Source organism: Guptibacillus spartinae (assembly GCF_028610625.1).
Classification (GTDB): domain Bacteria; phylum Bacillota; class Bacilli; order Bacillales; family Guptibacillaceae; genus Guptibacillus; species Guptibacillus spartinae.
This window is the reverse complement of the sequence record NZ_JAQQWU010000010.1, coordinates 1-21,911: the sequence shown is the minus strand read 5'-3', so window position 1 is coordinate 21,911 and position 21,911 is coordinate 1. Positions and strand designations below refer to the sequence as shown.

The following is a 21,911-nucleotide window of genomic DNA, read 5'->3' as shown; positions in this document are numbered from 1 at the left end:
GCCCTTATCGCTTTTCCATTTAGCCTTGAAAGACATAAGGCACGGATGCTTGTAATAGGGAACGAATTCCGCCTTGATAATAAGGCATCCACTTATCTGCCTCAGTTCGATCCATCCATTTAGCTTCCGCAATCGTTTCTATGTCTTGAATGGCTATATCCCCGTCTGTGATCTCACCTCGAAACGTAAAAAAGTGAGCGTGATGATTTCCTATAAATGCTTCATTTACACTCAAGACCTCTCCCACTTTGACCGTTAACCCCGTTTCTTCTCTCATTTCACGAACTGCCGCCTCCATGAGTGTTTCTCCTTCTTCCACAGATCCACCAGGGAGGGACCAGTTGTCATGCTTTTTATTTTGAACCATTACTACACGATCGTCGCTCTCGTTATAAAGCAGGGTATACACCACATCCACTCGTATCATCCTATACCTCCCATTTTAAATACAACCAACCATTTTTTACCTATATAGTTTACCAAATATCCTACTCCATTTGGGGACTCTCATTAGAAACTAATCTTTTTATAGCGTTTCTTCCCTGGCAACCTCTGTTTTTTTCGAAGAAGATAGGAACCATCCCCCTATCGCAAGGAGCAGTAGTACCGCATAGAATGTGATTTTCCACTCGGGAGATTTTGCAAAAGCTTCAGGGAGAACGCCTAATTCTGGATGAGAAAGGGTGTAAACAGATAATTTCACACCAACCCAACCAACAATCATAAAAGCAGCTATTTCTAATCCGGGCTTCGCCTTTAATAGTTTCACAAAGTAATTAGCTGCAAAACGCATCACAATTAAACCGATTAGTCCCCCTGCAAAAATAACAAGGAATTTCCCCCCATCTAATCCACCGATTTTTGGGAGCAGTGTATCAGGAAGCGTTACTGCTAATGCCACAGCTGCTAAAATCGAATCAACAGCAAATGCAATATCAGCAAGTTCAACTTTAAAAACCGTCCCCCAAAACCCTGATTGTTTTTTCGGTTTCTTCTCCTCTTCCGTTTTGCCCTTTTTCAGTAACAGCTTTCGTACAATGTGATTGATCGCAATAAATAAGAGATAAAGCGCACCGATCGCTTGCACTTGCCACACACCAACGAGAAAAGAAATGGCAAATAGGGAGGCAAAGCGAAAAACAAAAGCCCCAGCTAGCCCGTAAAACAAAGCTTTCTTCCGCTCTTCTTCTGGCAAATGTTTCACCATAATCGCTAAAACGAGCGCATTATCGGCCGCAAGCAACCCTTCCAGTGCAATGAGAAGTAACAAAACCCATCCGTATTCCAACAACATTGACACATCCATTAGGAAATCCCCCTTATTTTTCAAATGACCTTGCATAAAAAAAGACCTCTGCCGCTTGGCAAAAGGTCTATTGAAACAATTAAAGACCTTTACCGTAAAAGTAAAGGTCTTGCTAACAACACGAATGTTGCCAACAAAGCCGAGAGCGAATAAGCTCTGGAATGACGACTTTGCTGTAAAAGCTACTCCCCTTTAGGAGTTGCGTTATTTAATTAGTTGAGATGATCATAAGTCAATTCTTCATCGCTGTCAATTGTTATTTTATGCAGGAAATGATTAAAAATAACGGAATACGCTGCCTTCTTTTAAACTCTTCTTCCTCTTGGAAATTCTCACGTTGGGGCGTTCCCTCTCTTAATCCCTGTATCGTAAAGCCAGCGTCTTGAAGAATTAGAAAATAGTCTTCAATCGTCCGATGGAATTTCACTACTTGTTCGCCAATCCATGGTTCAATTCTTTTCCCCGTATGAAAATAATCATCCACGATCCAATCCGCTCGTTTTCCCGTCATACTTTTAAAAGAAGCGGTCATGAGCGGGTGAAGAACGCTGAAAACGAACCTTCCACCAGGCTTTAACGTCTCGTATACGTTCTTCACAACCGCTTCTAAATCTTCTATGTAATGAAGGACTAATTGAGAAACGACCCGATCAAAAGCATCAGCTGGATAAGAATAGGTTTCTAACGAGGTGTGAACAACGCTTCCTTTCGTCCCATTTAGCTTTAATTCCGCTTGCTTCACCATGTTCTGAGAGCCATCCACCCCTACATATTCTTTACACTGTTTGTTTAGTAACGCTTCTCCAAGGCTGGCGTCTCCACAACCTAGATCAAGTATTGTCTGATCGGTTACGTCTCCGAGTAAAGACATTAATGCCGGATATTCAATTACTTTGTTGGGACTTTCTTCGCGATGACGTCTAGCCATATATTGCTCGTAGAAATCGTTATGATCGTACACCGATGATCCACCGTATTCCATGTTAACTCCCCCTTGTTTATCCCACTTGACTGGCAACTTTATTTTGATTTTATCGCTTTTGTAGCAATAAACGTTTGAGTATAGCGATCAATAAGGCGCCTTCCGCCAAAATCATCTTCGTAGAAACCAGCGATCAGAAAGCCAGCATCAATTTGACCCTGAATTTGATCTTCTAGCGTATGGCCAAATTCAAATGCTTGATTGCTTTCTTTGTATACCTGAAGCTCATCTTCAGTTAATTGATCGAGCGGAGAATATGGAATCCTATTTTTCACGTCAAGAATTCCTTTCTCTTCCTGCTCATCGTCAAAAAGGTAGAGCAATGGATTCGTAAATCCTGAAATAAGCGTGCCACCGTCTTTTAATACTCTTGCCGCCTCTTTCCAAACGGGCAAAATATTTTCTATAAATACATTCGAGACCGGATGAACAATCAGATCAAAGGTGTTATTAGGAATAAATGATAAGTCCGTCATATCTCCTTTTTCAATCGTAAGCTGCAAACGATCCCTTTCAGCAACAAAACGATCCTGCTCCAATTGTTTCTCAGAAAGATCAACAACCGTTACTTCTGCTCCTGCTGCAGCAAGGATTGGTCCCTGCTGCCCACCACCAGACGCGAGACAAAGAATTTTAACCCCTTTTAGCGTAGTGGGAAACCACTCACGTGGAACGGGTTTTTCCGTTGTTACAGTAATGCGCCAATTTCCTTTCTTACTATCTTCAATCCTTTTACTTGTGACTGGCTTTGTATAGGAAACGCCATCGGCCACTTTTTTATCCCATACAACCCGATTGTGCTCATTGATTTTCATTGAACGTTACTCTCCTTTCATTCCCCCTTTCTTTCATTCTTCTTAATGGTATGAAAATCCTTTTCACATTTTATAACCTGCTAGTGACGAGGGAGGAGCATAACAGCGACGCCTACAAGGCAAATCGCACCTCCCACTACGTCATAAAGATCTGGAATCTTTTTATCAATTCCCCATCCCCAAAGAATGGACATCACGATAAACACCCCTCCATACGCCGCATACACCCTTCCGAAATCTGGATAAACTTGCCAGGTGGCAATGACACCATATAGAACCAAAGCAAGTCCACCAGCTAAACCTAGTAAACTTGAATATCCCTCACGTAGCCAAAGCCATATTAAATAGCCTCCACCAATTTCAGCAAGGCCTGCTAATGCAAATAAGAGAATTGCTCTCATCCCATCTTCCCCTCTCTACTGTCTTCTGCTTATCTTGTTATCCTTTTTTACTTGATGGCATCCTCAAACTACTGATTTTCTTTTATCCTAATTTATAGTAAAAATGAACCAGCATGTACAAAAGTATGATAATCTATAAAAAATGATTAAATACTGTATATAGTTAAAACTTTATATATAAAACTAATTTCATTATTACCAGGAAAAGAGGATGCCCCATGACGCAACGTGAAACGTACATTAAAAACTCGAAAAACACCTGCGAGCATGTTTACCAAATGGATCCAAACTCAGTTCCTGTTCTTCACGTTTTACTTACGGAAGAAGAGTTAAGTCAGCGCCTGCAAAATTACGAACGAGCGCTTTCTATCATTCAAACATTCATGACAAAACTTTTAAGCTTTTTATCCGATATCCCCACTGTGATCGTAACGACCGATGACCAGGGCGTTGTGTTAGATTCCTATGGAGACGAACGTCTTAAACAAATGACAGCGTCTCTCGGCATTCAAAATGGCGTTAAATTCGATGAAGAAAAGGCAGGTACGAATGCCATTACCCTTGCGCTAAAACATAACAAGCCTTTTCACTTAATTGGCGATGATCATTACCATGACTGTTTTAGCGATGTGGCGTGTTATTCAGCTCCATACCGCTATCGTAATGGAGAAGTAATCGGTACCATTTCCATTATGACGCCAAAAGAGCACGCCTCCTCATTACACCTTGGCCTGCTTTCCTCTTCAATCGACACGATTGAACGTGAAATTCGTCTTAATGAACAAAACGAACAGCTTCATCTCTATAATCAAATGCTGATGAACACAACCCCCATTGGTATTGTCATTTCAGATCAGTTTGGCCAAATCAGAGAATTTAACAATAGTGCTGCACAGCTAACCGGTCTAAACAAGAAGAATATGATCAGATCTCATATATCAAAGGTTCCTGTACTTAAACCCTTTTTCGATCATGTGCTAACAAGAAAAAAAGGGATTGAGAATATCGAGATCACCTTTACAATGCTAGATGAAAGAAAATGTTTACTTGATATTTTACCTCTCTATGATCACAATCACCAATTAAGCGGTGCATTTGCTCAGTTTCGCGATATGACTTCTTATTATCAACTGCAAGAGCAGGTGATTCAATCTGAGAAACTTTCAGCTATCGGCAAATTAGGGGCTGGATTAGCTCATGAAATCCGCAATCCTCTCACTTCGATCATCGGCTTTACCCAGCTATTGGATGTGGATAAAAAGCAATCACATTATATTGATATTATCCGAACTGAACTTGAGCGAATGAAAAACCTGGTGAATCAATTTGTGATGATGGGGAAACAAACGAGCAGCGAACGAAAAGCATGTCACTTATATCCCCTCGTATTTGAAACGATTGAATTGATGAAAAGTAACGCTCATTTACATAATGTTGAACTTTATTTAGATGCTGAAGAGGAGCAAATCACTGTTTGGATGGATTCTTCCCAGATCAAACAAGTGCTTATTAATTTCATCAAAAATGCGATAGAAGCCATGCCAAACGGTGGAGATATTACGGTTTCTTTAATAAAAAAAGACAAAGACGTCATTATTTCGGTTAATGATAACGGTCAGGGGATGAGTGAAAAAGAGATTAACCAGCTCGGAACGCCCTTTTATAGCACAAAAAGCAGTGGACTAGGGATCGGCCTTTCGATTTGTTTTGATATTGTGGAAGCTCATCACGGGAAAATCCTTATCGATTCAACTGAAGGTGCTGGTACAACTGCCAACCTCTTTCTCCCACTTCACAAGGAAGAGAGCTAAACACCCACCTTTTACATCATACAAACAATAATGAGCGTAATGAGTAGAATTCCAATTGCTAGGGCATCAACCGCATACTTTTGTCTTTCAGATAAACGTTTTCCTTTTAACTCCAGAAATGATGGAGAAAAGAAACCAACCACACGAACCGAGATAATGCCAATCATCATCACTAATGCTGCTGCAATAAAACCACTTCCTTCTCCATCATTTTCCCTTTCAAGCTTGAACAAAAACAAAGGCTGTCACCACTAGTAGGTGACAGCCTTTTTAGCCTATTCGCTTAAAACATTTCCGAAATTGTTTTAGCCTGCATGTGGAGGCCAAGATAATCAGGTCCTCCAGCTTTTGAATCCGTACCTGACATTTTAAATCCTCCGAATGGGTGGTAACCAACAATGGCTCCTGTACAGTTACGGTTGAAGTATAGGTTACCGACATGGAAGTCCATTTTCGCTTGCTCAATGTGTGCACGGTTATTCGTGATGACTGCACCTGTAAGGCCATATTCTGTGTTATTTGCTACTTCAATGGCTTCATCGAAGTTATCAACTTTCGTTAAGCAGACAACCGGTCCAAAGATTTCTTCCTGCTGCATACGAGATTTTGGAGCAAGATCAGCGAATACCGTTGGTTTAATGAAGTATCCTTTTGAATCATCACCTTCACCACCAGCTACAAGGCGACCTTCTTCTTTTCCAATTTCAATGTAGCTCATGATTTTATCAAATGACGCCTGGTCAATGACCGGTCCCATGTAAACATCTGGTCCTGTCGTTTCGCCCATCGTTAGCTCATTCGTTAGTTCAACAACGCGATCGCGTACTTGATCGTACACATCCTTATGAATGACCGCGCGTGATCCTGCAGAACATTTCTGTCCAGAGAAGCCAAATGCAGAGACAACGATCGACTGTGCCGCTAGCTCAAGATCCGCGTCGTTATCAACAACAACCGTATCTTTACCGCCCATTTCAACGATAACGCGCTTCAAGTGTTGCTGACCAGGCTGTACTTTCGCCGCACGCTCATAAATGCGCGTACCTACTTCACGAGAACCAGTGAAGGTGATGATCGATGTTTTCGGATGATCAACGAGATAGTCCCCTACTTCAGCTCCGCTACCTGGAACAAAGTTCAAGACACCTTTAGGAAGTCCAGCTTCTTCAAGCACTTCAACAAACTTCGCTGCAACAACCGGAGTTGCACTCGCTGGCTTAAGAAGAACCGTATTTCCTGTTACCAGTGGAGCGACCGTTGTACCTGCCATAATCGCGAAAGCAAAGTTCCATGGTGGAATAACGAGTGCCACACCACTTGGCGTATAAACGTAACGGTTTTGCTCGCCAGGACGGCTTTCAATCGCTTTGCCTTCCCCTAGCTCAATCATTTGACGCGCATAATATTCCATGAAATCAATCGCTTCAGCTGTATCAGCATCGGCTTCTTTCCAAGGCTTACCTGCTTCATAGACAAGATAAGCAGAAAATTCATGCTTACGGCGACGAACAATCGAAGCAGCGCGGAATAGAAGCTCAGCACGAGAGCGAGCCGACCATTTTCTCCAGCCTTCAAATGCTTCATCTGCAGACTGAATCGCGCGTTCCGCATGCTCTTTTGTTGCCTTCGATACGCGGCCAACGACTTGTTCTTTGTTTGCAGGATTAATGGAAACAATTTTATCTTCCGTGCTGACACGCTCACCATTGATCAGAAGATCATGATCTTTTCCAAGCTCTTCTTTCACCAGTTTAAGCGCTTCTTCGAAAGCCTTCTTATTTTCCTTAACAGTGAAATCAGTAAACGGTTCGTGTTTGTATGGTACTACCATGAGTAAATTCCCCTTTCAAATATAAGAAGTTTATTTTTTAAAGATTCCATTAAAAGCAAAGGCGATGTTCGCAGGTCGTTCCGCCAACCGCCGCATAAAATAGCCATACCAATCGTTCCCATAAGGTAGGTATACTCTTACCGCATAACCTTCCGCTAGAAGATCGAGTTGACTCTGGCTTCGCATGCCGTACAGCATTTGAAACTCAAATTGGTCTTTCGGAATCTTATGCTCTTTCACGAATTCTTTCGTGTAGTTAATAATGGCATCATCATGACTTGCGATGGCTGTAAAATTCCCATTCATTAAATGCTTTCTAATCAACTGCTTCAAGTTATGATCCACATCTGATTTTGCTGGGAAGGCAACATCCGCCGATTCCTTATAAGCCCCTTTTACCAGACGCAAATTCGGATTCACTTCATTCAATTTATCCAGATCCTGATCAGATCGGTATAAATAAGACTGAATGACGGTGCCAATGTTGTCGTACTTCTTTTTCAAATCTTTGTAAAGATCAAGTGTCGCTTCCGTTCGTGTGGAATCTTCCATATCAATCGTAACGAACACCTCATGCTTCACCGCTTCTTCCATAATCTCAATCATGTTTTGCCAGACGAGATCTCGACTAATATCTAGTCCTAGTGAAGTCACTTTCAAAGACATTTGAGAATTTAATTGATGAGCGCTAATCATGCGAATCGTATTAAGACACTCTTGTGTCCGTTCCTTCGCTTCTGTTTCAGATGAAACGAATTCCCCAAGATGATCCACCGTGACCCGAAGTCCCTGACTATTCAAGTTCTGAATAAGAGGCACCGCATGCTCAAAGGTTTCACCCCCAACAATTTTGTCAGCACCAAACTTACTTCCCCATCGTTTGGCGAGCCGATCAAGTGAGGGCCTACTAGCGAGAAAAAGGAAAAAACTCTTGTTGATGGCTTCCAACTCTACCACACTCCTTTTCACCCTATATCTCCAATCATTCATCAAGCTTGTGAAATACTCCAAAGAAAGTTTTTGTTTTCTTGTGAAAATTATATCGATTTCAAGGGTCATCTGGCAACGTGGTCAAAACACAATAGTTCAGTTCAGATTTTGTGGTTTACACACAATGGGAAAAGCGGAGACGAGCGTTTAGAAACGAAGATATTGGAACTCTTGAACGAGAACACGCACTTTGTGTTCTGGTGAAAGAGTGAAATATCGCAGTTTCTGCGAGTCGTAGCTGGATCTCAGAAAAGCGGAAGTGGGCGTTTAGGGGCGACAGGCGCTGGAGCCCCACAAAAAGAACACGGTCTTTGTGTTCATTTTGTGGGGTGAAGCAATCGAGCCCCTGCCCACTGCAGCTGGATCTCAGGAAAAGCGGAAGTGGGCGTTTAGGGGCGACAAGCGCTGGAGCCTGGAAAAGCGGGGCACCCCTTTAAGGAGCGAAATTTTCGCTTTGGCCAATATATTTCCGATTTGGACAATATATCTGGATTTTAGCCAATATATTCTGATTTTGGCCAATATATCTCCATTTTGGCCAATAAACCACTCTCTCCCCCACGAAAACCAGCGATTATACCACGCTTTCCATCCCCTCAACGACAAAAAGAAGCTGCACAATGTGCCGCTTCCCGGTTTAGCCAATAAACAAGCTCCATCCTCCCCAAATACGCTACTTCACAGTACTTTTCTGCTCCTCTACAGCGGAAAGGTACCGATTGTAGTAAGACGGGATGTTGTTTAACAACAATAGCTCAATATAAATGTGGCTTTTCATATTAAAATCATCAAAATCAATGTCGGTTAAATCTTGAATCTGTTTCATGCGATAATTTAGCGTATTTGGATGGATAAACAGCTCTGCCGCTGTGCTTTTACCTTTACCGTTGTTCGATAAATACACCTCTAGCGTCTTCAACAAACTAGAATGACTCACTGAATCTTTCTCCATTAAGTTAAGCAAATTCTGATTGTAATAATGCTCCGTATTGTTTTTCTCATAAAGAGCGGCGAGATATCTGTATACTCCAAGCTTCGAAAATTCTCGCGGCATGACGTCGGGCCTTGGCCCAATAAAATCAGCTGTCTCAATGACTTCTAGAGCTTCTAGAAAACTTTTCCTCATATCAATAAGTTCCATATATTCTTTCCCAATTCCGATCAAGAAAGAATAAAACTCTTCATGAGTTAAGGCACTTTTCACATATTCAACAAGCTCACGACTATTTTCAATAGCCGATCCCTTCCTCTTTTTATCCCCAGAGATGACAGCGACAACTTGAAGTTCCGTTTTAAGCACCTGAATCTTATGACGCTTAAACCTAGACAGGAGCTCGAGCACTTCATTCAAAAGCGGTTCTTGAGAAGGCTCTCCAATGGACATAACAAGTACAGAAAAGCGTTCAGGTAATGGCAAGCTCGCCACCTGGGCTTTTCGCCTCATTTGGTTTTCGCTTTCATATTCATGAAGAAGCACATTCCACAGCAATTTCTCCTGCTTCCCCTCATGCTCTTTTCCTTTTTGATAGGAATCATGAATGAGCTTTCCGATGTGGGGGGTGATTTCAGTTAGAAACTCTACCTCTTCTTCCGTCAGTGGACTGTTCGTTTCCTGCACCCAGAGATACCCCATCGTTCGCTCTTCATAAACCGCTTTCACAACCACGCGTTGATAAAAACCGATTTCCTCAATAGGAGCAATACGGATTGGAGCTTCATTGCTCTCAAGTTGTTGGACAATCCCTTCCTTTTTCAAACGATCAATAATAAAAACGGGACACTTTTTATATAAAATGGTTTTTTGTTGCGTTTGATCAAAGCTCTCTGACGCCGTGCTATATGAAATCAATTCGAAATTTTTATTTTCAATAATCACCGGCTTATTCGTCGCAATGCTGATCATCTCAGTTGCTTTATGAATATCCGTCGCTTCTAGAATCCGTTCTTTCACATCCATCAGCCAATCACCCTCCCTATACCGACAATTGCTTTGAAACCAAAGGGTTTAGCAACACCAGAATTAGTCATTTTCACCTTCTTCCATTATATCGGTTTCTTCCTAAAAGAAAAATGATTAGGGGGGAGATTCTCAAAGAAAAAAGGACGCAGCGCGTCCCTCACCTCTTTACAATGCCTTCACTAGTCCGCCATCGACAACAAGCGATTGCCCGGTCATATACGTATTAGCATCTGAGCCGAGAAATACGATGGCCTTCGCAAATTCATCCGGTTCTCCGTATCTTTTCATCGGAATGGATTGTTCCGCTTGGCTTTTTAATTCAGCAGCATTGATGCCTAACTGATCTGCCTTGATTTGATCAAGTTGCTCCACACGATCCGTCGCAATCCGTCCAGGACCAACGGTATTTACAAGAATATTATGCTCGGCATATTCCTGTGAAAGGCTTTTTGCTAGTCCCACAATTCCTGCTCGAAATGTGTTCGACAGGATCAAGTTATCGAGCGATTGTTTAATGGAAGATGAAGCAATGTTCAAGATCCGTCCCCATCCATTTTCCTTCATATATGGAATTGCAGCTCTTGAAGTTCGAATGAAGCTTAATAGATTTAGTTCAAACGCATTTTGCCAATCATTATCACTAAAATCCTCAAACCCTCCAGCTGGCGGACCGCCAGCGTTGTTCACTAATACATCGACTGTTCCATGCGTGTCCGCCGCAAACGCCATCAATCGATTGATCTCATCTGCGTTTGTCATATCACAAACGATCCAGGTAACCTGCTCATTCCCTGTCTCTTCGCTGATTTCTTCGCATGCTTTTTTAAGCTCATCTTCACTTCGACTTGAAAGGATCACATGTGCCCCTTCTTGTGCAAATGCCCGTGCTGAAGCTTTTCCAAGCCCCTTGCTTGCAGCTGTTACGACGACCGTTTTTCCTTTTAGATTGAGATCCATCTTATACACTCCATTCCAAATGACATTTTCTACTATTCTACCACTCTCTAACAAGTCTTGTTATGCTACACTATTGAAAACGTTACCAAATAAAGGAGATGATTTCATTCATGAACACCCTTTTCGTCGCCGGCCACTCCAAACTCCCAACCGGCATGGCTGCTAACAACATTTCAGACACCTTAACCCTCACACTTGAAGTCGATAAAAAGTATGGCGTGATCGTCGATGCCTCCTGTACCCTTGCAACAGAACACAGCAAACAGTTCGTCAAACAATTACTAAAAGGCTTCAGTTTAAAAGATGGCATATCAGAACCTCTTCATCAATTAAAAGAAGGCTATCTTGGAAAAGCAGGGAACGCGCTAGCTGCTGCGCTTAAGGATGCCCACAAGCAGTACGAGATGCATCCTGAACCAATCAACACATAGAAATAGAAGAGGTAGAGGACAAAAAAAGTTGTCCTCTACCTCTTTTAAAACTCGATGCCATTATCCTGAGTCAGTTCATCGTTTAAAATCCCAATTCCTTTTATCTTTTCGTCTTTTATGATCGGTTCAACAGATGGATTAGAAGGATAGGTTTTCCCATTAAATTTTAGCTGATGGTAACCAGGCTCTATCCCTCCACCCGCTACATACATAACGATGTCCTTCCACCCGTTTGTCATTTCGTTTTGAATGATGATCGGGGTTCTGACTAAGGAAAAACGAGATTTCACTATATACTCTCCATCCTTTTCTTCTAATAACAGGCCACTGCATCCCCCTGTCCCACATACCGTTGGACCGACTAAATAGACAAACGTTTCAGGTATCTGATCATTGTTTAAATCAATTTTATTGTAGAAATAGCGTATGGAGTCTGATCCCTTTTTAAGTCCGAATTCTTTTGCGAATGTTTTTTCAATCGCAGTATCCTTTTTCGTTTCAGATTTCATGTATGTGACTTCGCTTACCGGCCGTTCTGCTTGGACAGAAACAATGCTAGTCGTCAGTAGAATTAATATAAAAAGACCGCTAGCAATCACGCCTATTTTTTTATTCAATTGTTTCACCCAATTTCTACAATATGCTCTTAGTCTGTCCCACCTAAAAAAACTCATTAGAAAAATGAACTTTTCTTTCCTTTTAATTGTATAAATATGTGAAAATATAGAAATGAAAGGTGTGAAATACATGGCGATTGGGTGGATCATGGGGTTAGTGATGGCAGGAGTTCTCGGAACCGTTTTTGCAGTTTTAATCGCAACGCTTCAAAAACATGTACACAAAACAAATGGAAAAATCGACTTTCAAAAGACCACGCTTTATTTCTATTGGTCACGCTGGGATTATGTCATGATTGCGTCCTCAGCTTATTCTTTCATATGTATTACAGGACTATTTATCTTTCTCATTAAAGGAGAAAACATTGAAAATCCCTTCGTACAGTTTTTTTTGCATCAGACGTTTGTCTTCCCACTACTTACGTTTCTCTGGTTTATTTTCCGTCTTGCCTACACGTATAAAGGCATAAAAGAGCGCTGGCCGAATGAATTTTAACGAACACAACTCGATTCCTCTTGAGAAATCATTGTCTATGACATTCGAAACCATTTATCTCACTCACAAAGATTCTCTCTACCGTTTTTTGTATCGTTACACTCGTGATGAACAACTCAGTATCGATCTTGTGCAGGATACTTTCGTGAAATTCCATAAATTCCAGGATCGGTATGACGTCACGCGTGCCTCTCTAAAAACGTACCTTTTTAAAATAGGTTATCAGCTCATGATTAACAAATTGAAACGAAGAGCAAAATGGCAATCACTTCTCCCTTTTCTAGTAAAAAAAGAAGCAGTCTTTCCTTCTGATACCGTAGAAAAAATGACGATTCAATGGGCTCTAAAGCAGCTACCTGAGAAGCAGAGAGCGGTTATTCTACTAATCTATTACCACGACATGACACAACAAGACGTTGCAAGCATCCTAGACATTCCCGTTGGAACGGTAAAGTCCAGGTTAGCGACAGCCATTAAACGGTTAAGACATTTATTGGAGGGAGAAAACGATGAAATCACACCATAACCACTCACTACCGAAAGAACTCCGAGACCAACTCGATCAGTACACCGTCGATGTTCCTCCGCTTTCCTTACAGAAGAAAAAGGCAGACCGTGTGGCGGATTTTGTGTGCGCCCCCGTACAAAATCCCTTGGAACATCATGCCTTAACACCAGAGCTGTTGTTAAAAATTCAATTAGCTCCAATTGCCCTTACGATTGGTCTTTCAGCAGGCATACTGTTTTTCATGTAGAGACAATTCATAAAGGACCTCATTCAGGTCCTTTATACTCCATCAGCCATCCCGCAACAAAAATGACATAACGTCATCAACTCTCTGAGAGAATGACTCATAGTGATGTTCCCCATTCTTTATCACCTTAAATTCAACGCTCGCTCCCATTTTTTCTAACGTCTCATAAATTCGTTCATTTGAAGTTAAAAACGCATGATCAATTCTTTCATCACCTGATTCCTTATCACCACAGTCCAAATAGAGATGACCAACACGATCAACTTCTAAGATAAACTCCTCCAACTTCTCTTGATTGCGAAAAAAAGCAGAAGAAAGCCCTACTCCTCTAGTAAACACATTTGGGTAACGACATAGGGCATAAACTGTTAGCAATCCCCCAAGAGAAATACCAGCCATATAAGTTGAGGCACCCTTGGTTCGGTACGTAGCATCCATCAATGGTTTTAGATCTTTGACAATAAAATCGAGATATTCCCGCCCCTTTGCTTCCTGAGAAGCGCTTTTTCCTGTCAGCTCCTCACTCAGCTTTCCTGGAGCCCATAGGCGATATTCCTCCATCCGGTTAGCACCTGAATCAATTCCAACAACAATAAGTGGTAAATGGTTTTTCTCAAGATAGTCCTTCATTCGTAATGACCTTCCGCCTACGGCTTCCCGATCTTCAAACACATTTTGTCCATCATGCATATAGAGAACAGGATAGCTCTCTTTAGATACTTGATAACCTTCTGGTAAATAAATTCGAATCGATCTTTCTTCATCAAACACGGAAACCCAATATTTCTTTATTATGAACACGTTCCATCCCCTCCACCTTAAAAAGGACTATTCTAGCCCTCTCCCATATTTTCCTTTATATAAAAATATGCCATCGAGCTCCTCGATGGCTTACAAATTACGATAAAGATATTGTTTTTCTAGTAAACGATGGCACTTTTCCTGCGATCACCTCTCCAATCTCCAATGATGCTGTTGCAGCAGGAGACGGGGCGTTACAAACATGAAGGGACCTATTCCCTGGAATGATAAAAAAATCATCCACAAGCTGACCGTTCTTCAAGAGTGCCTGTGCTCTTACGCCTGAGTGTGTCGGTATAACGTCTTGGTCTTGAATTTCTGGAACAAGTCGCTGAAGACTTCTCACAAATGATTTTTTGTGAAACGACCGACCCATTTCCTTAAGTCCTTCTTTTAGATTTCCTCCTGCCATTTTCCAAAAACCATCAAAGCCAAGAACGTCAAGTGCATCTTTGGCATTAAACGAAAGTTTATGATAGCCTTCACGCTTTAAGCTAAGTACTGCATTTGGTCCTGCGTGAATGGTTCCATCCATCATGCGGGTAAGGTGGACGCCCAGAAACGGAAAGTCAGGATTCGGCACGGGGTAGATTAAGTTTTTCACCAGGTAGCTTTTCTCTTTCTTTAACTCAAAATATTCCCCTCTAAATGGCACAATTTTAAGATCGGTATAAATATTGGCGAGACGGGCCATTCGGTCGCTATGCAAACCAGCGCAATTAATCAGATATCGGGATTTAAATGTTCCCCTGGATGTATCAATGATTGCTTCATCCTTATTTTCTTCTATGTTTGTTACTTTTGTTCCAGAAAACAAGTGAGCACCTTGGTTCTCTAGAATTTCTGCTAATTTTTTCGTCACTTTTCGATAGTCAACAATGCCTGTCGAGGGAACACGAATTCCTTCAACGCCTTTCACATGTGGTTCAATGTCCAAAAGTGCCTCTTTTGTAAGCTTCTGAACATGAAGGCCATTCTCTATCCCCCGCTCGTACAAATGATTTAAATTTGCCTTTTCCGCATCATCAACTGCTACGATGACCTTTCCACACACTTCATGCGCAATGGCGTTTTCCTCACAAAAACGAACCATTGATTCACTGCCCTGTTTGGCTAAGATTGCCTTCAAGCTTCCTGGCTTGTAATAAATACCTGAATGAATCACGCCACTATTTCTGCCTGTTTGATGACTTGCCCATTCGTTTTCTTTCTCCACTACTGCAAGAGTAGCGTGAGGATAGCGCTTTTGAATCGAAAGCGCTGTGGATAAGCCAACGATCCCTCCTCCAATCACGAGATAATCATACATGTCGCTACCTCCCATTCCAATTAAGCAAATCGCCCACGCTGACGTAAAAGCTCTCTATGCAATCCAGTGTTTTCTTCAAACGCTTCTCTTCCATGAAGCCAAAACCGGTTGTTTAACATAATCAATTCTCCCGCCGGAAGCTCAAGTCCTTTTGTTGCAGACGAATTCTCCATCGAATGTGATAGCTCCTGTAAATACATGGCCTGTTCCCTATTTTCTGGATGAACGAACTGATCAATAAAACAGATGCAAGGTTCATTGTTTTGTTCATAGAATGTTGTTCGGAACACTTCCTTCACCACATTTTTGCTTGGTGGGGCCTTATAGATCAATCGCTGTGATGCCATCGGATGCTGATAGAATCGCTCAAGCTCTTCCCAATCATCGAGATGAAGAAGTCGTGAGCGTCCCCCTACCGCATTTTGCTCGTCAAATTTCATCATCAACAACCAATCAGTTGCTTCATCCACATACGTTCCATCCGTATGAAGCGTAAAAAGACGATACGCCTGACGAAGATAGGAATCACTCGTATCCGTATGTTTCACTGAAAAACGCGCGTAATAGTTTCCTGACATGGCGTCGAAATTAGGAATCCCAATAAGATGAGAAAAAGCCGTTGAAAATTTCACATAGTCCTCTGGATCAGTCGTTTGCTTGTTCACTCCAACGGTAAATCCACCCGTCTTTCGGTCATGAAGAATCGCTCGAACTGTTTTTTGAAAGTTTTCATCTAGAAGCCGTGATAGCTTCTCTGTCAGAATAAAACGCATGTAAGGAATATATTCTAGCTGCTGACTGCTAATCTCACGAACATCTTCAAAAAAGCGGCTGATGACCTCTTGTTCTAGCTCCACTACGTAGAGGCGATCATGAGCACCACTCGGTTTAATCTCATACCCCTTGCCCTTCTTCCCACTTCTTGCATCCTGCTTCGTACTTGTAAGTTCCATTGCACACATCTCTCCTTTAGATTGTTAGTAGAATGACAAGAAAAACAAAAAAGCCAGCACACTTCTCCCGTCCTCCGAGAAAAATATACTGGCTTTAAACTGCGTACGAAACTCCGGCAAGAGTTTTAACAGTTTTATCAGTTATTGTGATTGTTATCATTCAGTCGATGCCCTACTGTCCTGATTTTGAAAGGGGATGCCTCTCTAAAGGGAAGTATAAGGTATTTTCTTCACCTTACAATAAATTGAATTTTTAGTCAAATAAAAAACCGTATTCACCTTAAACGAAATATGTTAATATGAATATAAATATAAAATATTCATATATTCACAAGGAGGGGTTTTACACATGGCACGAGGTTTTTCTGAACAGGAATTAAGAGAGATTCGTCAACAACTAATTGATGAAGCAAAAGAGCAGTACCAAACAAAAGGATTTAAGACCGGGATCAAAGACGTAACGGATGCAATCGGAATCGCTCCTGGATCATTTTATAAATTTTTCACTTCTAAAGAAGAGCTTATTTTTACCATTCTCGAGAATGAAGAAGCGTCAATTAAAGCAACCTTGTTGAATGAATTCGAGCAAGTTACATCACCAGACGAGATTGCTTCTTTCTTATTAAGAGGGATTGAGCTAGCCAGTGATAACCCTTTTATTGAGCTCATGATGTCGCCTACTCAAATGAGCGCACTTTCTCGCAAAATACCTAAGGAACAATTTGATCGTCATATGAGACAAGACCAGTTTTCAATTGAGAAGATCCTTCCCATTCAAAATCATCCTAAAAAGAAGACGATTAGTAGTGCGATACGGGCATTCTTTCTTCTGACGATGCATAAGAGGGAAATTGGGAAGGACGAGTTTCAAGACACGCTTCATTTTTATGCAAGGGCACTAGCACATGAAATACTAAGGGAGGATTAGGAAATGATTAAGGTCAATCAACTAAGTTATCGTTATCCACGTTCTCACCATCAAACCTTAACTGAACTCCATTTTACTGTTCCAAAGGGAGAAATTTTCGGCTTTCTTGGACCCTCTGGAGCTGGAAAGAGTACAATCCAAAAGATCTTGATTGGTTTAATCAAAGACTACCAGGGCTCTGCAACCGTCAATGGCTATGAAATCCGCGAGACGACTTCTGATTTCTATGAACAAATTGGAGTGGCATTTGAATTTCCAAATTTTTATTCCAAGTTTACTGCGATTGAGAATTTGAAACTATTCTCCAAATTTTATAAAAGAAAAGGCCAGGAACCGCTTAAACTTCTAAATCACGTTGGTCTTGAGAACGCTGCTCACATGAAAGCATCCGCTTTATCGAAAGGCATGAAGATGCGCTTAAACTTCGTTAGAGCGCTTCTCCATGATCCAGCTATTCTTTTTCTCGATGAGCCTACGTCTGGTCTTGACCCTACGAATGCACGCATGATAATTGATTACATTTTGGATTTAAAGCAACAGGGAAAAACGATCATCATCACGACGCATAACATGCACATTGCTGAGGAGATCTGTGATCGCGTGGCGTTTATTGTGGAAGGAAAAGTAAAATTAATTGATTCTCCCCAAAAGCTTATGAGCGAGCGAAGCAAAAAGACGTTACACCTTACTTTCCATAAAGAATCTGGTGGAATGTCATCACTCACACTTCCAACTACAAATCTAGCTCGCAACCAACAATTTATGGAGATTATACAAAGTGATCGACTGATATCGATGTATACGGAGGAAGCAACCCTTGAAGATATTTTCATTGATGTAACAGGGAGGGAACTGGTGTGAGGATCGTGGCACAGATAAAGACAGATATTGCTTTTCAAATCAAACATGGTTTCTATCTTGCTTATTTTATAATCGCTATTATTTATATTATTTTTCTTAGATTCATCCCATTAGCCTGGAAAGAAACTGGCGCTGTCATCCTTATATTCTCTGATTGTTCTTTTCTAGGATCTTTTTTCATCGGTGGCATCATCCTTCTTGAAAAAGACCAGGGAATGATTGATCAACTCCTTATTAGTCCACTAAGGATATCTGAATATATCCTTAGCAAGGCGTTATCTCTTTCTTGCCTTGCCACTTCAGCAAGCTTTGTTATTTTATTTGCAAGCTTTGGGCCCCTGCTTCATTATCCGTCTATCCTTTTAGCCGTATTTGGCTGCTCCTTATTTGCAACGTTTCTTGGGATGACGATTGCCATTAACGTGAAATCTGTTAACCAGTACTTGCTCATCACACCTTTGTTCGTACCAATCTTTTTTCTCCCGCTCGCAAACTACTTTTCCATGCCAGCAGCCCCAACATTTCTCGAGTGGACACCCGGCTATAGTACGCTTGAATTGATTGGAAGTGGTTTTCACACGATTTCCTATCCAGCAGTTCATTTAATGGTTTTATTTAGTTGGATTTTTCTTTTCTTCTTTATGACCAACAATCACTATGAACGTACTTTTTATAAGAAAGCAGGTGTCTAATTTGACGCGTATTCTCTTTCTCTTAACTTATGATTTAAGATCAATTCAGAAAGACTTGATGACGATAATCGCCATGCTCGCCCCGATTCTAATGGCGCTATTCTTTCGATTTGTTACACCTATTTTAGATAATATGTTTTTCGAAGGAACATCCTTTACTTCACATGATCAAAACCTGGTCATCGGTTTGCTTCTACTACTCTCAACACCTGTCATGATTGGGATCATGAGTGGATTTATTCTTCTCGATGAAAAAGATGAAGGCGTCGCCATGTCGATCGCCGTTACACCATTTCAATTAAAAGGATATTTACTCTATCGCCTTACTTTGCCAATGCTCATTAGTCTAATACTCGCTTTTCCGGTACTCTTGATTGGAGGGTTTACAGAAATCTTAACGTTACGGCTTCTGCCTTTTTTATTGCTAATCTTATTGGAAATCCCCATTATCGGACTCTTCATGGCAAGTATTGCGGAAAATAAGGTAGAAGGTTTAGCAGTAGCAAAGGTGGTCAGTATCCTCCTCGCCATTCCACTTGCTCTTTACTTCATTGATCATCCAGCCCTCATGCTTGCCGGAATCTTTCCTCCTTACTGGCCACTGAAAGGATATCTTCTTACCTTAAATGGATGGAACCTTTCCGCTTCCCTCTTTCTTTTCATAGGAATACTTTATCATCTTCTCATGCTCCACTATTTCTTAAAACGATATGAGCGATCGATGTGATAGGAAGTTCTCACTTCCTATCATTCTTTTTGTTTCTTAACGTGCATCTTCAATATCCCTGTAGGACCTTTCTGATTTAACAAAATCATTTGCTCAGCCATCTCTTTCGGTGTGTAAGGCATGTCATTTTCAAGCCACCAGGAAATCATACCTGTATAAGCAGATGCAATATAGCTTGCAATCACTTCACTTGGTAATGGCAGAGGGTCAAACCTCCCCTTCGCAATACGATTGTCATAGAAATCAAAGAAGAAGCTGCGCATATGATCAAGAAAATTCGGCATTCCTTTTTTAATTAACATCACGTGAAAAAACTTATCGTATTCGGCAATGCTTGAGAAAATGTGCTCTGCAATATATCGCTGCAAATCATCAATTGGCAAATTGCCAGGTGGGATCGTCAGCGCCTCGCCAAAAAGCTGCCTCAGCATTTCATCAACTGTTTGAAGTAGTAACTCTTCTTTATCCTGATAATGCAAATAAAAAGTAGCGCGGTTAACAGTGGCTTCTTTAGTAATATCGGCAATTGTAATTTTCTCATATTCTTTTACAGCCATTAGGTGGATAAACGCATCCTGTAAGAGTTTTCGCGTTCGCGTAACGCGCGGGTCTTCCTTCCCTCTCATAAGAAATCTCCTCCAAATTAATCTTTTTCTCAACAAATTGTTATGACTTGTCGTTTAGACATCACTTCTCGAAAACTTGATTATTGCTCAATTTCATGACTCTGTTACAATATTTTACGACACTTGTTGTATAAATAACAACCGTTGTTCTTTTTTGAACGATTTTTATAGGAGGTTAAATGGAATGAATGAGAAGAAATTTACAAAAGCCCGTTGGATTACCATTGCAGCAACCTTTCTTGCTTTTATGGGAATCGGGATTGTTGATCCAATCCTTCCAACGATTGCCGAGCAGATTGGGGCAAACCACTGGCAAGTCGAAATGCTGTTTACTGCCTACATTTTAACAATGGCCATTATGATGATTCCTGCAGGTATTTTCGCAAGTCGCTTTGGCGATAAGCGCATGATGGTATTTGGCTTGTGTATCGTGACCGTCTTTGCGCTCCTCTGTGCGCTTTCAAACGGAATCGCAAGCCTCTCTATTTTTAGAGCCGGTTGGGGCTTCGGTAACTCAATGTTCTTTGCTACTGCGATGACATTGTTAATCGCCTTATCAAAAGACCCCCAAAAAGCTGTCGGCTATTATGAAGCCGCTATTGGGTTAGGTATGGCAGGCGGACCACTTGTAGGTGGGATTCTTGGTGGCTATTCATGGAGATTCCCATTCTTCGCTACATCTGTATTAATTCTAGCTGCTTTCTGCCTTGTACTCTTTTTTGTGTTTGAGCCTAACGGAAAACAAAAACGAAAGCCTGTTGGCATGCATGAATTAAAAGGATTGTTTTCTTACAAACCTTTTGTGACATCTGCTCTAGCGGCGATGCTTTATTACTATGGTTTCTTCGTCGTTCTAGCTTATACACCGCTTATTATCGGACTTGGTGCCATTCAAATTGGATTTGTATTCTTTGGTTGGGGCCTCATGCTCGCGTATGGTTCAGCGATTTTAAGTCACCAGCTTGAGAAAAAGTTCTTACCGAAGAAAATCTTGCCGTATAGCTTACTAACGTTTGCTGTGTTACTTGGACTACTCTTTGTCGTTCCATCAACACCGTTACTCATCACACTTGTCATCCTATCAGGGCTTGCTTCTGGGCTAAACAACGCCTTGTTTACAAGCTACGTCATGGAAGTTTCTCCATACGAACGAAGCATCACTTCTGGGGGATATAACTTCCTTCGCTGGCTTGGTGCAGCCATTGCTCCTGTCTTATCAGGATTAATTGGTCAGAGTGTTTCTGCCCATGCGCCGTTCCTTGTGGCAGCCGTACTTAGTGTGGGGGGCATTGGTCTCATGGTGATGAAACCGAAACCTGCGACAATTGAAAGCGAAATGAGTGCATAAAGAGGCTGGGACATAACTAGCCTGAAATCGATAAAAAGGTTCCGTTCATCGTTTTTGATGAACGGAACCTTTTTTGTTTGGTTATTCCTAAGATTATTGGATCACTCCGCACTCATAGCGGTATACTTTCTCATGTTCACCGCCATGAGCGCAAAGCCCATTTCATTTTTGACCTTCTCTTTGCCCCTTACGGACATCCGAGTGAAACCCAAAATAGCCTTCAGAAATCCAAAAACTGGCTCTACATCGATTTTCCGTTGACCGTAGATTTCACCTGTTTTTTCATCCGAAAGCAGCTGTTGAATCATATTCTT

Annotated in this window: 26 protein-coding genes; 10 read left to right on the top strand and 16 right to left on the bottom strand. The window is 41.4% G+C overall.

Annotated features, from left to right (window positions below):
* Positions 1–19: 19 nt before the first annotated feature.
* From PQ511_RS16285 to PQ511_RS16265, 5 genes are all read right to left on the bottom strand, one after another.
* Positions 20–427: an NUDIX hydrolase gene (locus PQ511_RS16285; RefSeq protein ID WP_273852970.1), complete on the bottom strand. Its 408-nt coding sequence runs from the start codon at positions 425–427 to the stop codon at positions 20–22.
* Positions 428–526: 99 nt separating this feature from the next.
* A complete protein-coding gene (locus tag PQ511_RS16280; RefSeq protein WP_273852969.1) occupies positions 527–1,306 on the bottom strand; it encodes a TerC family protein in 780 nt (259 codons plus the stop codon).
* Between the two features lie 256 nt (positions 1,307–1,562).
* Positions 1,563–2,288 (bottom strand): class I SAM-dependent DNA methyltransferase, encoded by a 726-nt coding sequence (locus PQ511_RS16275; protein WP_273852968.1) that lies wholly within the window; start codon positions 2,286–2,288, stop codon positions 1,563–1,565.
* A gap of 38 nt (positions 2,289–2,326) precedes the next feature.
* Positions 2,327–3,103 (bottom strand): class I SAM-dependent methyltransferase, encoded by a 777-nt coding sequence (locus PQ511_RS16270; RefSeq protein WP_273852967.1) that lies wholly within the window; start codon positions 3,101–3,103, stop codon positions 2,327–2,329.
* A gap of 80 nt (positions 3,104–3,183) precedes the next feature.
* Positions 3,184–3,504 (bottom strand): YnfA family protein, encoded by a 321-nt coding sequence (locus PQ511_RS16265; RefSeq protein WP_273852966.1) that lies wholly within the window; start codon positions 3,502–3,504, stop codon positions 3,184–3,186.
* A 218-nt stretch (positions 3,505–3,722) separates the two neighbouring features.
* Between PQ511_RS16265 and PQ511_RS16260 the strand changes: the two genes are divergently transcribed.
* The gene (locus PQ511_RS16260; RefSeq protein WP_273852965.1) at positions 3,723–5,315 is read left to right on the top strand and encodes an ATP-binding protein; all 1,593 of its coding nucleotides are present in this window, start codon (positions 3,723–3,725) and stop codon (positions 5,313–5,315) included.
* An 11-nt stretch (positions 5,316–5,326) separates the two neighbouring features.
* Here the strand turns inward: PQ511_RS16260 and PQ511_RS16255 are convergent, their stop codons facing one another.
* From PQ511_RS16255 to PQ511_RS16235, 5 genes are all read right to left on the bottom strand, one after another.
* Positions 5,327–5,554 carry a hypothetical protein gene (locus PQ511_RS16255; protein ID WP_273852963.1) on the bottom strand — a complete coding sequence of 76 codons (228 nt, stop codon included), beginning with the start codon at positions 5,552–5,554 and terminating at the stop codon, positions 5,327–5,329.
* 44 nt (positions 5,555–5,598) lie between these two features.
* Positions 5,599–7,146 (bottom strand): L-glutamate gamma-semialdehyde dehydrogenase, encoded by a 1,548-nt coding sequence (gene pruA / locus PQ511_RS16250; RefSeq protein WP_273852962.1) that lies wholly within the window; start codon positions 7,144–7,146, stop codon positions 5,599–5,601.
* Positions 7,147–7,176: 30 nt separating this feature from the next.
* Entirely contained in the window at positions 7,177–8,094 is a 918-nt protein-coding gene (locus tag PQ511_RS16245) for a proline dehydrogenase (RefSeq protein WP_273852961.1), read from the bottom strand.
* 715 nt (positions 8,095–8,809) lie between these two features.
* Positions 8,810–10,093: a PucR family transcriptional regulator gene (locus tag PQ511_RS16240; RefSeq protein WP_273852960.1), complete on the bottom strand. Its 1,284-nt coding sequence runs from the start codon at positions 10,091–10,093 to the stop codon at positions 8,810–8,812.
* Between the two features lie 168 nt (positions 10,094–10,261).
* A complete protein-coding gene (locus tag PQ511_RS16235) occupies positions 10,262–11,053 on the bottom strand; it encodes an SDR family oxidoreductase (RefSeq protein WP_273852959.1) in 792 nt (263 codons plus the stop codon).
* A gap of 110 nt (positions 11,054–11,163) precedes the next feature.
* Here PQ511_RS16235 and PQ511_RS16230 point away from each other — a divergent pair, with 110 nt between their 5' ends.
* The gene (locus PQ511_RS16230) at positions 11,164–11,484 is read left to right on the top strand and encodes a DUF3870 domain-containing protein (RefSeq protein ID WP_273852958.1); all 321 of its coding nucleotides are present in this window, start codon (positions 11,164–11,166) and stop codon (positions 11,482–11,484) included.
* Between the two features lie 44 nt (positions 11,485–11,528).
* Here PQ511_RS16230 and PQ511_RS16225 read toward each other — a convergent pair whose 3' ends face one another.
* Entirely contained in the window at positions 11,529–12,101 is a 573-nt protein-coding gene (locus PQ511_RS16225; protein ID WP_273852957.1) for a hypothetical protein, read from the bottom strand.
* Positions 12,102–12,231: 130 nt separating this feature from the next.
* On the opposite strand from PQ511_RS16225, the gene PQ511_RS16220 reads away from it, so the two are divergent.
* From PQ511_RS16220 to PQ511_RS16210, 3 genes are read left to right on the top strand one after another with little or no spacing between them, the layout of a single operon-like run.
* Positions 12,232–12,597 (top strand): hypothetical protein, encoded by a 366-nt coding sequence (locus PQ511_RS16220; protein WP_273852956.1) that lies wholly within the window; start codon positions 12,232–12,234, stop codon positions 12,595–12,597.
* The gene (locus PQ511_RS16215) at positions 12,587–13,123 is read left to right on the top strand and encodes an RNA polymerase sigma factor (protein WP_273852955.1); all 537 of its coding nucleotides are present in this window, start codon (positions 12,587–12,589) and stop codon (positions 13,121–13,123) included. The genes PQ511_RS16220 and PQ511_RS16215 overlap by 11 nt, the downstream gene beginning before the upstream one ends.
* Positions 13,107–13,352: a hypothetical protein gene (locus PQ511_RS16210; protein ID WP_273852954.1), complete on the top strand. Its 246-nt coding sequence runs from the start codon at positions 13,107–13,109 to the stop codon at positions 13,350–13,352. The genes PQ511_RS16215 and PQ511_RS16210 overlap by 17 nt, the downstream gene beginning before the upstream one ends.
* 42 nt (positions 13,353–13,394) lie before the next feature.
* Here the strand turns inward: PQ511_RS16210 and PQ511_RS16205 are convergent, their stop codons facing one another.
* The 3 genes from PQ511_RS16205 to glaH form a co-directional block, all read right to left on the bottom strand.
* Positions 13,395–14,153 carry an alpha/beta hydrolase gene (locus tag PQ511_RS16205; protein WP_273852953.1) on the bottom strand — a complete coding sequence of 253 codons (759 nt, stop codon included), beginning with the start codon at positions 14,151–14,153 and terminating at the stop codon, positions 13,395–13,397.
* A 97-nt stretch (positions 14,154–14,250) separates the two neighbouring features.
* The gene (lhgO, locus tag PQ511_RS16200) at positions 14,251–15,462 is read right to left on the bottom strand and encodes an L-2-hydroxyglutarate oxidase (RefSeq protein ID WP_273852951.1); all 1,212 of its coding nucleotides are present in this window, start codon (positions 15,460–15,462) and stop codon (positions 14,251–14,253) included.
* 20 nt (positions 15,463–15,482) lie between these two features.
* Positions 15,483–16,415 (bottom strand): glutarate dioxygenase GlaH, encoded by a 933-nt coding sequence (glaH, locus tag PQ511_RS16195; RefSeq protein ID WP_273852950.1) that lies wholly within the window; start codon positions 16,413–16,415, stop codon positions 15,483–15,485.
* A 349-nt stretch (positions 16,416–16,764) separates the two neighbouring features.
* Here glaH and PQ511_RS16190 point away from each other — a divergent pair, with 349 nt between their 5' ends.
* From PQ511_RS16190 to PQ511_RS16175, 4 genes are read left to right on the top strand one after another with little or no spacing between them, the layout of a single operon-like run.
* Positions 16,765–17,343: a TetR/AcrR family transcriptional regulator gene (locus PQ511_RS16190; protein ID WP_273852949.1), complete on the top strand. Its 579-nt coding sequence runs from the start codon at positions 16,765–16,767 to the stop codon at positions 17,341–17,343.
* A 3-nt stretch (positions 17,344–17,346) separates the two neighbouring features.
* Positions 17,347–18,204, top strand: a complete 858-nt coding sequence (locus tag PQ511_RS16185; RefSeq protein WP_273852948.1) for an ABC transporter ATP-binding protein — start codon at positions 17,347–17,349, stop codon at positions 18,202–18,204.
* Positions 18,201–18,896 (top strand): fluoroquinolone export ABC transporter permease subunit, encoded by a 696-nt coding sequence (locus PQ511_RS16180; RefSeq protein ID WP_273852947.1) that lies wholly within the window; start codon positions 18,201–18,203, stop codon positions 18,894–18,896. The genes PQ511_RS16185 and PQ511_RS16180 overlap by 4 nt, the downstream gene beginning before the upstream one ends.
* 1 nt (position 18,897) lies before the next feature.
* Complete coding sequence (locus PQ511_RS16175) at positions 18,898–19,623, top strand: hypothetical protein (protein ID WP_273852946.1); 726 nt, start codon at positions 18,898–18,900, stop codon at positions 19,621–19,623.
* Positions 19,624–19,643: 20 nt separating this feature from the next.
* Here the strand turns inward: PQ511_RS16175 and PQ511_RS16170 are convergent, their stop codons facing one another.
* Positions 19,644–20,249, bottom strand: coding sequence for a TetR/AcrR family transcriptional regulator (locus tag PQ511_RS16170; protein ID WP_273852944.1), 606 nt, complete (start codon positions 20,247–20,249; stop codon positions 19,644–19,646).
* A gap of 184 nt (positions 20,250–20,433) precedes the next feature.
* On the opposite strand from PQ511_RS16170, the gene PQ511_RS16165 reads away from it, so the two are divergent.
* Positions 20,434–21,597 carry an MFS transporter gene (locus PQ511_RS16165; RefSeq protein WP_273852943.1) on the top strand — a complete coding sequence of 388 codons (1,164 nt, stop codon included), beginning with the start codon at positions 20,434–20,436 and terminating at the stop codon, positions 21,595–21,597.
* A gap of 101 nt (positions 21,598–21,698) precedes the next feature.
* Here the strand turns inward: PQ511_RS16165 and PQ511_RS16160 are convergent.
* A partial coding sequence (locus PQ511_RS16160; protein ID WP_273852942.1) for a transposase occupies positions 21,699–21,911 on the bottom strand: 213 nt, incomplete at its 5' end.

Excerpts from the sequence above, each read along its gene's own strand:
- PQ511_RS16285 (WP_273852970.1), bottom strand. The coding sequence starts at position 427 with ATGATACGAGTGGATGTGGTGTATACCCTGCTTTATAACGAGAGCGAC.
- PQ511_RS16280 (WP_273852969.1), bottom strand. The coding sequence starts at position 1,306 with ATGGATGTGTCAATGTTGTTGGAATACGGATGGGTTTTGTTACTTCTC.
- PQ511_RS16275 (WP_273852968.1), bottom strand. The coding sequence starts at position 2,288 with ATGGAATACGGTGGATCATCGGTGTACGATCATAACGATTTCTACGAG.
- PQ511_RS16270 (WP_273852967.1), bottom strand. The coding sequence starts at position 3,103 with ATGAAAATCAATGAGCACAATCGGGTTGTATGGGATAAAAAAGTGGCC.
- PQ511_RS16265 (WP_273852966.1), bottom strand. The coding sequence starts at position 3,504 with ATGAGAGCAATTCTCTTATTTGCATTAGCAGGCCTTGCTGAAATTGGT.
- PQ511_RS16260 (WP_273852965.1), top strand. The coding sequence starts at position 3,723 with ATGACGCAACGTGAAACGTACATTAAAAACTCGAAAAACACCTGCGAG.
- pruA (WP_273852962.1), bottom strand. The coding sequence starts at position 7,146 with ATGGTAGTACCATACAAACACGAACCGTTTACTGATTTCACTGTTAAG.
- PQ511_RS16240 (WP_273852960.1), bottom strand. The coding sequence starts at position 10,093 with ATGGATGTGAAAGAACGGATTCTAGAAGCGACGGATATTCATAAAGCA.
- PQ511_RS16235 (WP_273852959.1), bottom strand. The coding sequence starts at position 11,053 with ATGGATCTCAATCTAAAAGGAAAAACGGTCGTCGTAACAGCTGCAAGC.
- PQ511_RS16230 (WP_273852958.1), top strand. The coding sequence starts at position 11,164 with ATGAACACCCTTTTCGTCGCCGGCCACTCCAAACTCCCAACCGGCATG.
- PQ511_RS16220 (WP_273852956.1), top strand. The coding sequence starts at position 12,232 with ATGGCGATTGGGTGGATCATGGGGTTAGTGATGGCAGGAGTTCTCGGA.
- PQ511_RS16215 (WP_273852955.1), top strand. The coding sequence starts at position 12,587 with ATGAATTTTAACGAACACAACTCGATTCCTCTTGAGAAATCATTGTCT.
- PQ511_RS16210 (WP_273852954.1), top strand. The coding sequence starts at position 13,107 with ATGAAATCACACCATAACCACTCACTACCGAAAGAACTCCGAGACCAA.
- lhgO (WP_273852951.1), bottom strand. The coding sequence starts at position 15,462 with ATGTATGATTATCTCGTGATTGGAGGAGGGATCGTTGGCTTATCCACA.
- glaH (WP_273852950.1), bottom strand. The coding sequence starts at position 16,415 with ATGGAACTTACAAGTACGAAGCAGGATGCAAGAAGTGGGAAGAAGGGC.
- PQ511_RS16190 (WP_273852949.1), top strand. The coding sequence starts at position 16,765 with ATGGCACGAGGTTTTTCTGAACAGGAATTAAGAGAGATTCGTCAACAA.
- PQ511_RS16185 (WP_273852948.1), top strand. The coding sequence starts at position 17,347 with ATGATTAAGGTCAATCAACTAAGTTATCGTTATCCACGTTCTCACCAT.
- PQ511_RS16170 (WP_273852944.1), bottom strand. The coding sequence starts at position 20,249 with ATGAGAGGGAAGGAAGACCCGCGCGTTACGCGAACGCGAAAACTCTTA.
- PQ511_RS16165 (WP_273852943.1), top strand. The coding sequence starts at position 20,434 with ATGAATGAGAAGAAATTTACAAAAGCCCGTTGGATTACCATTGCAGCA.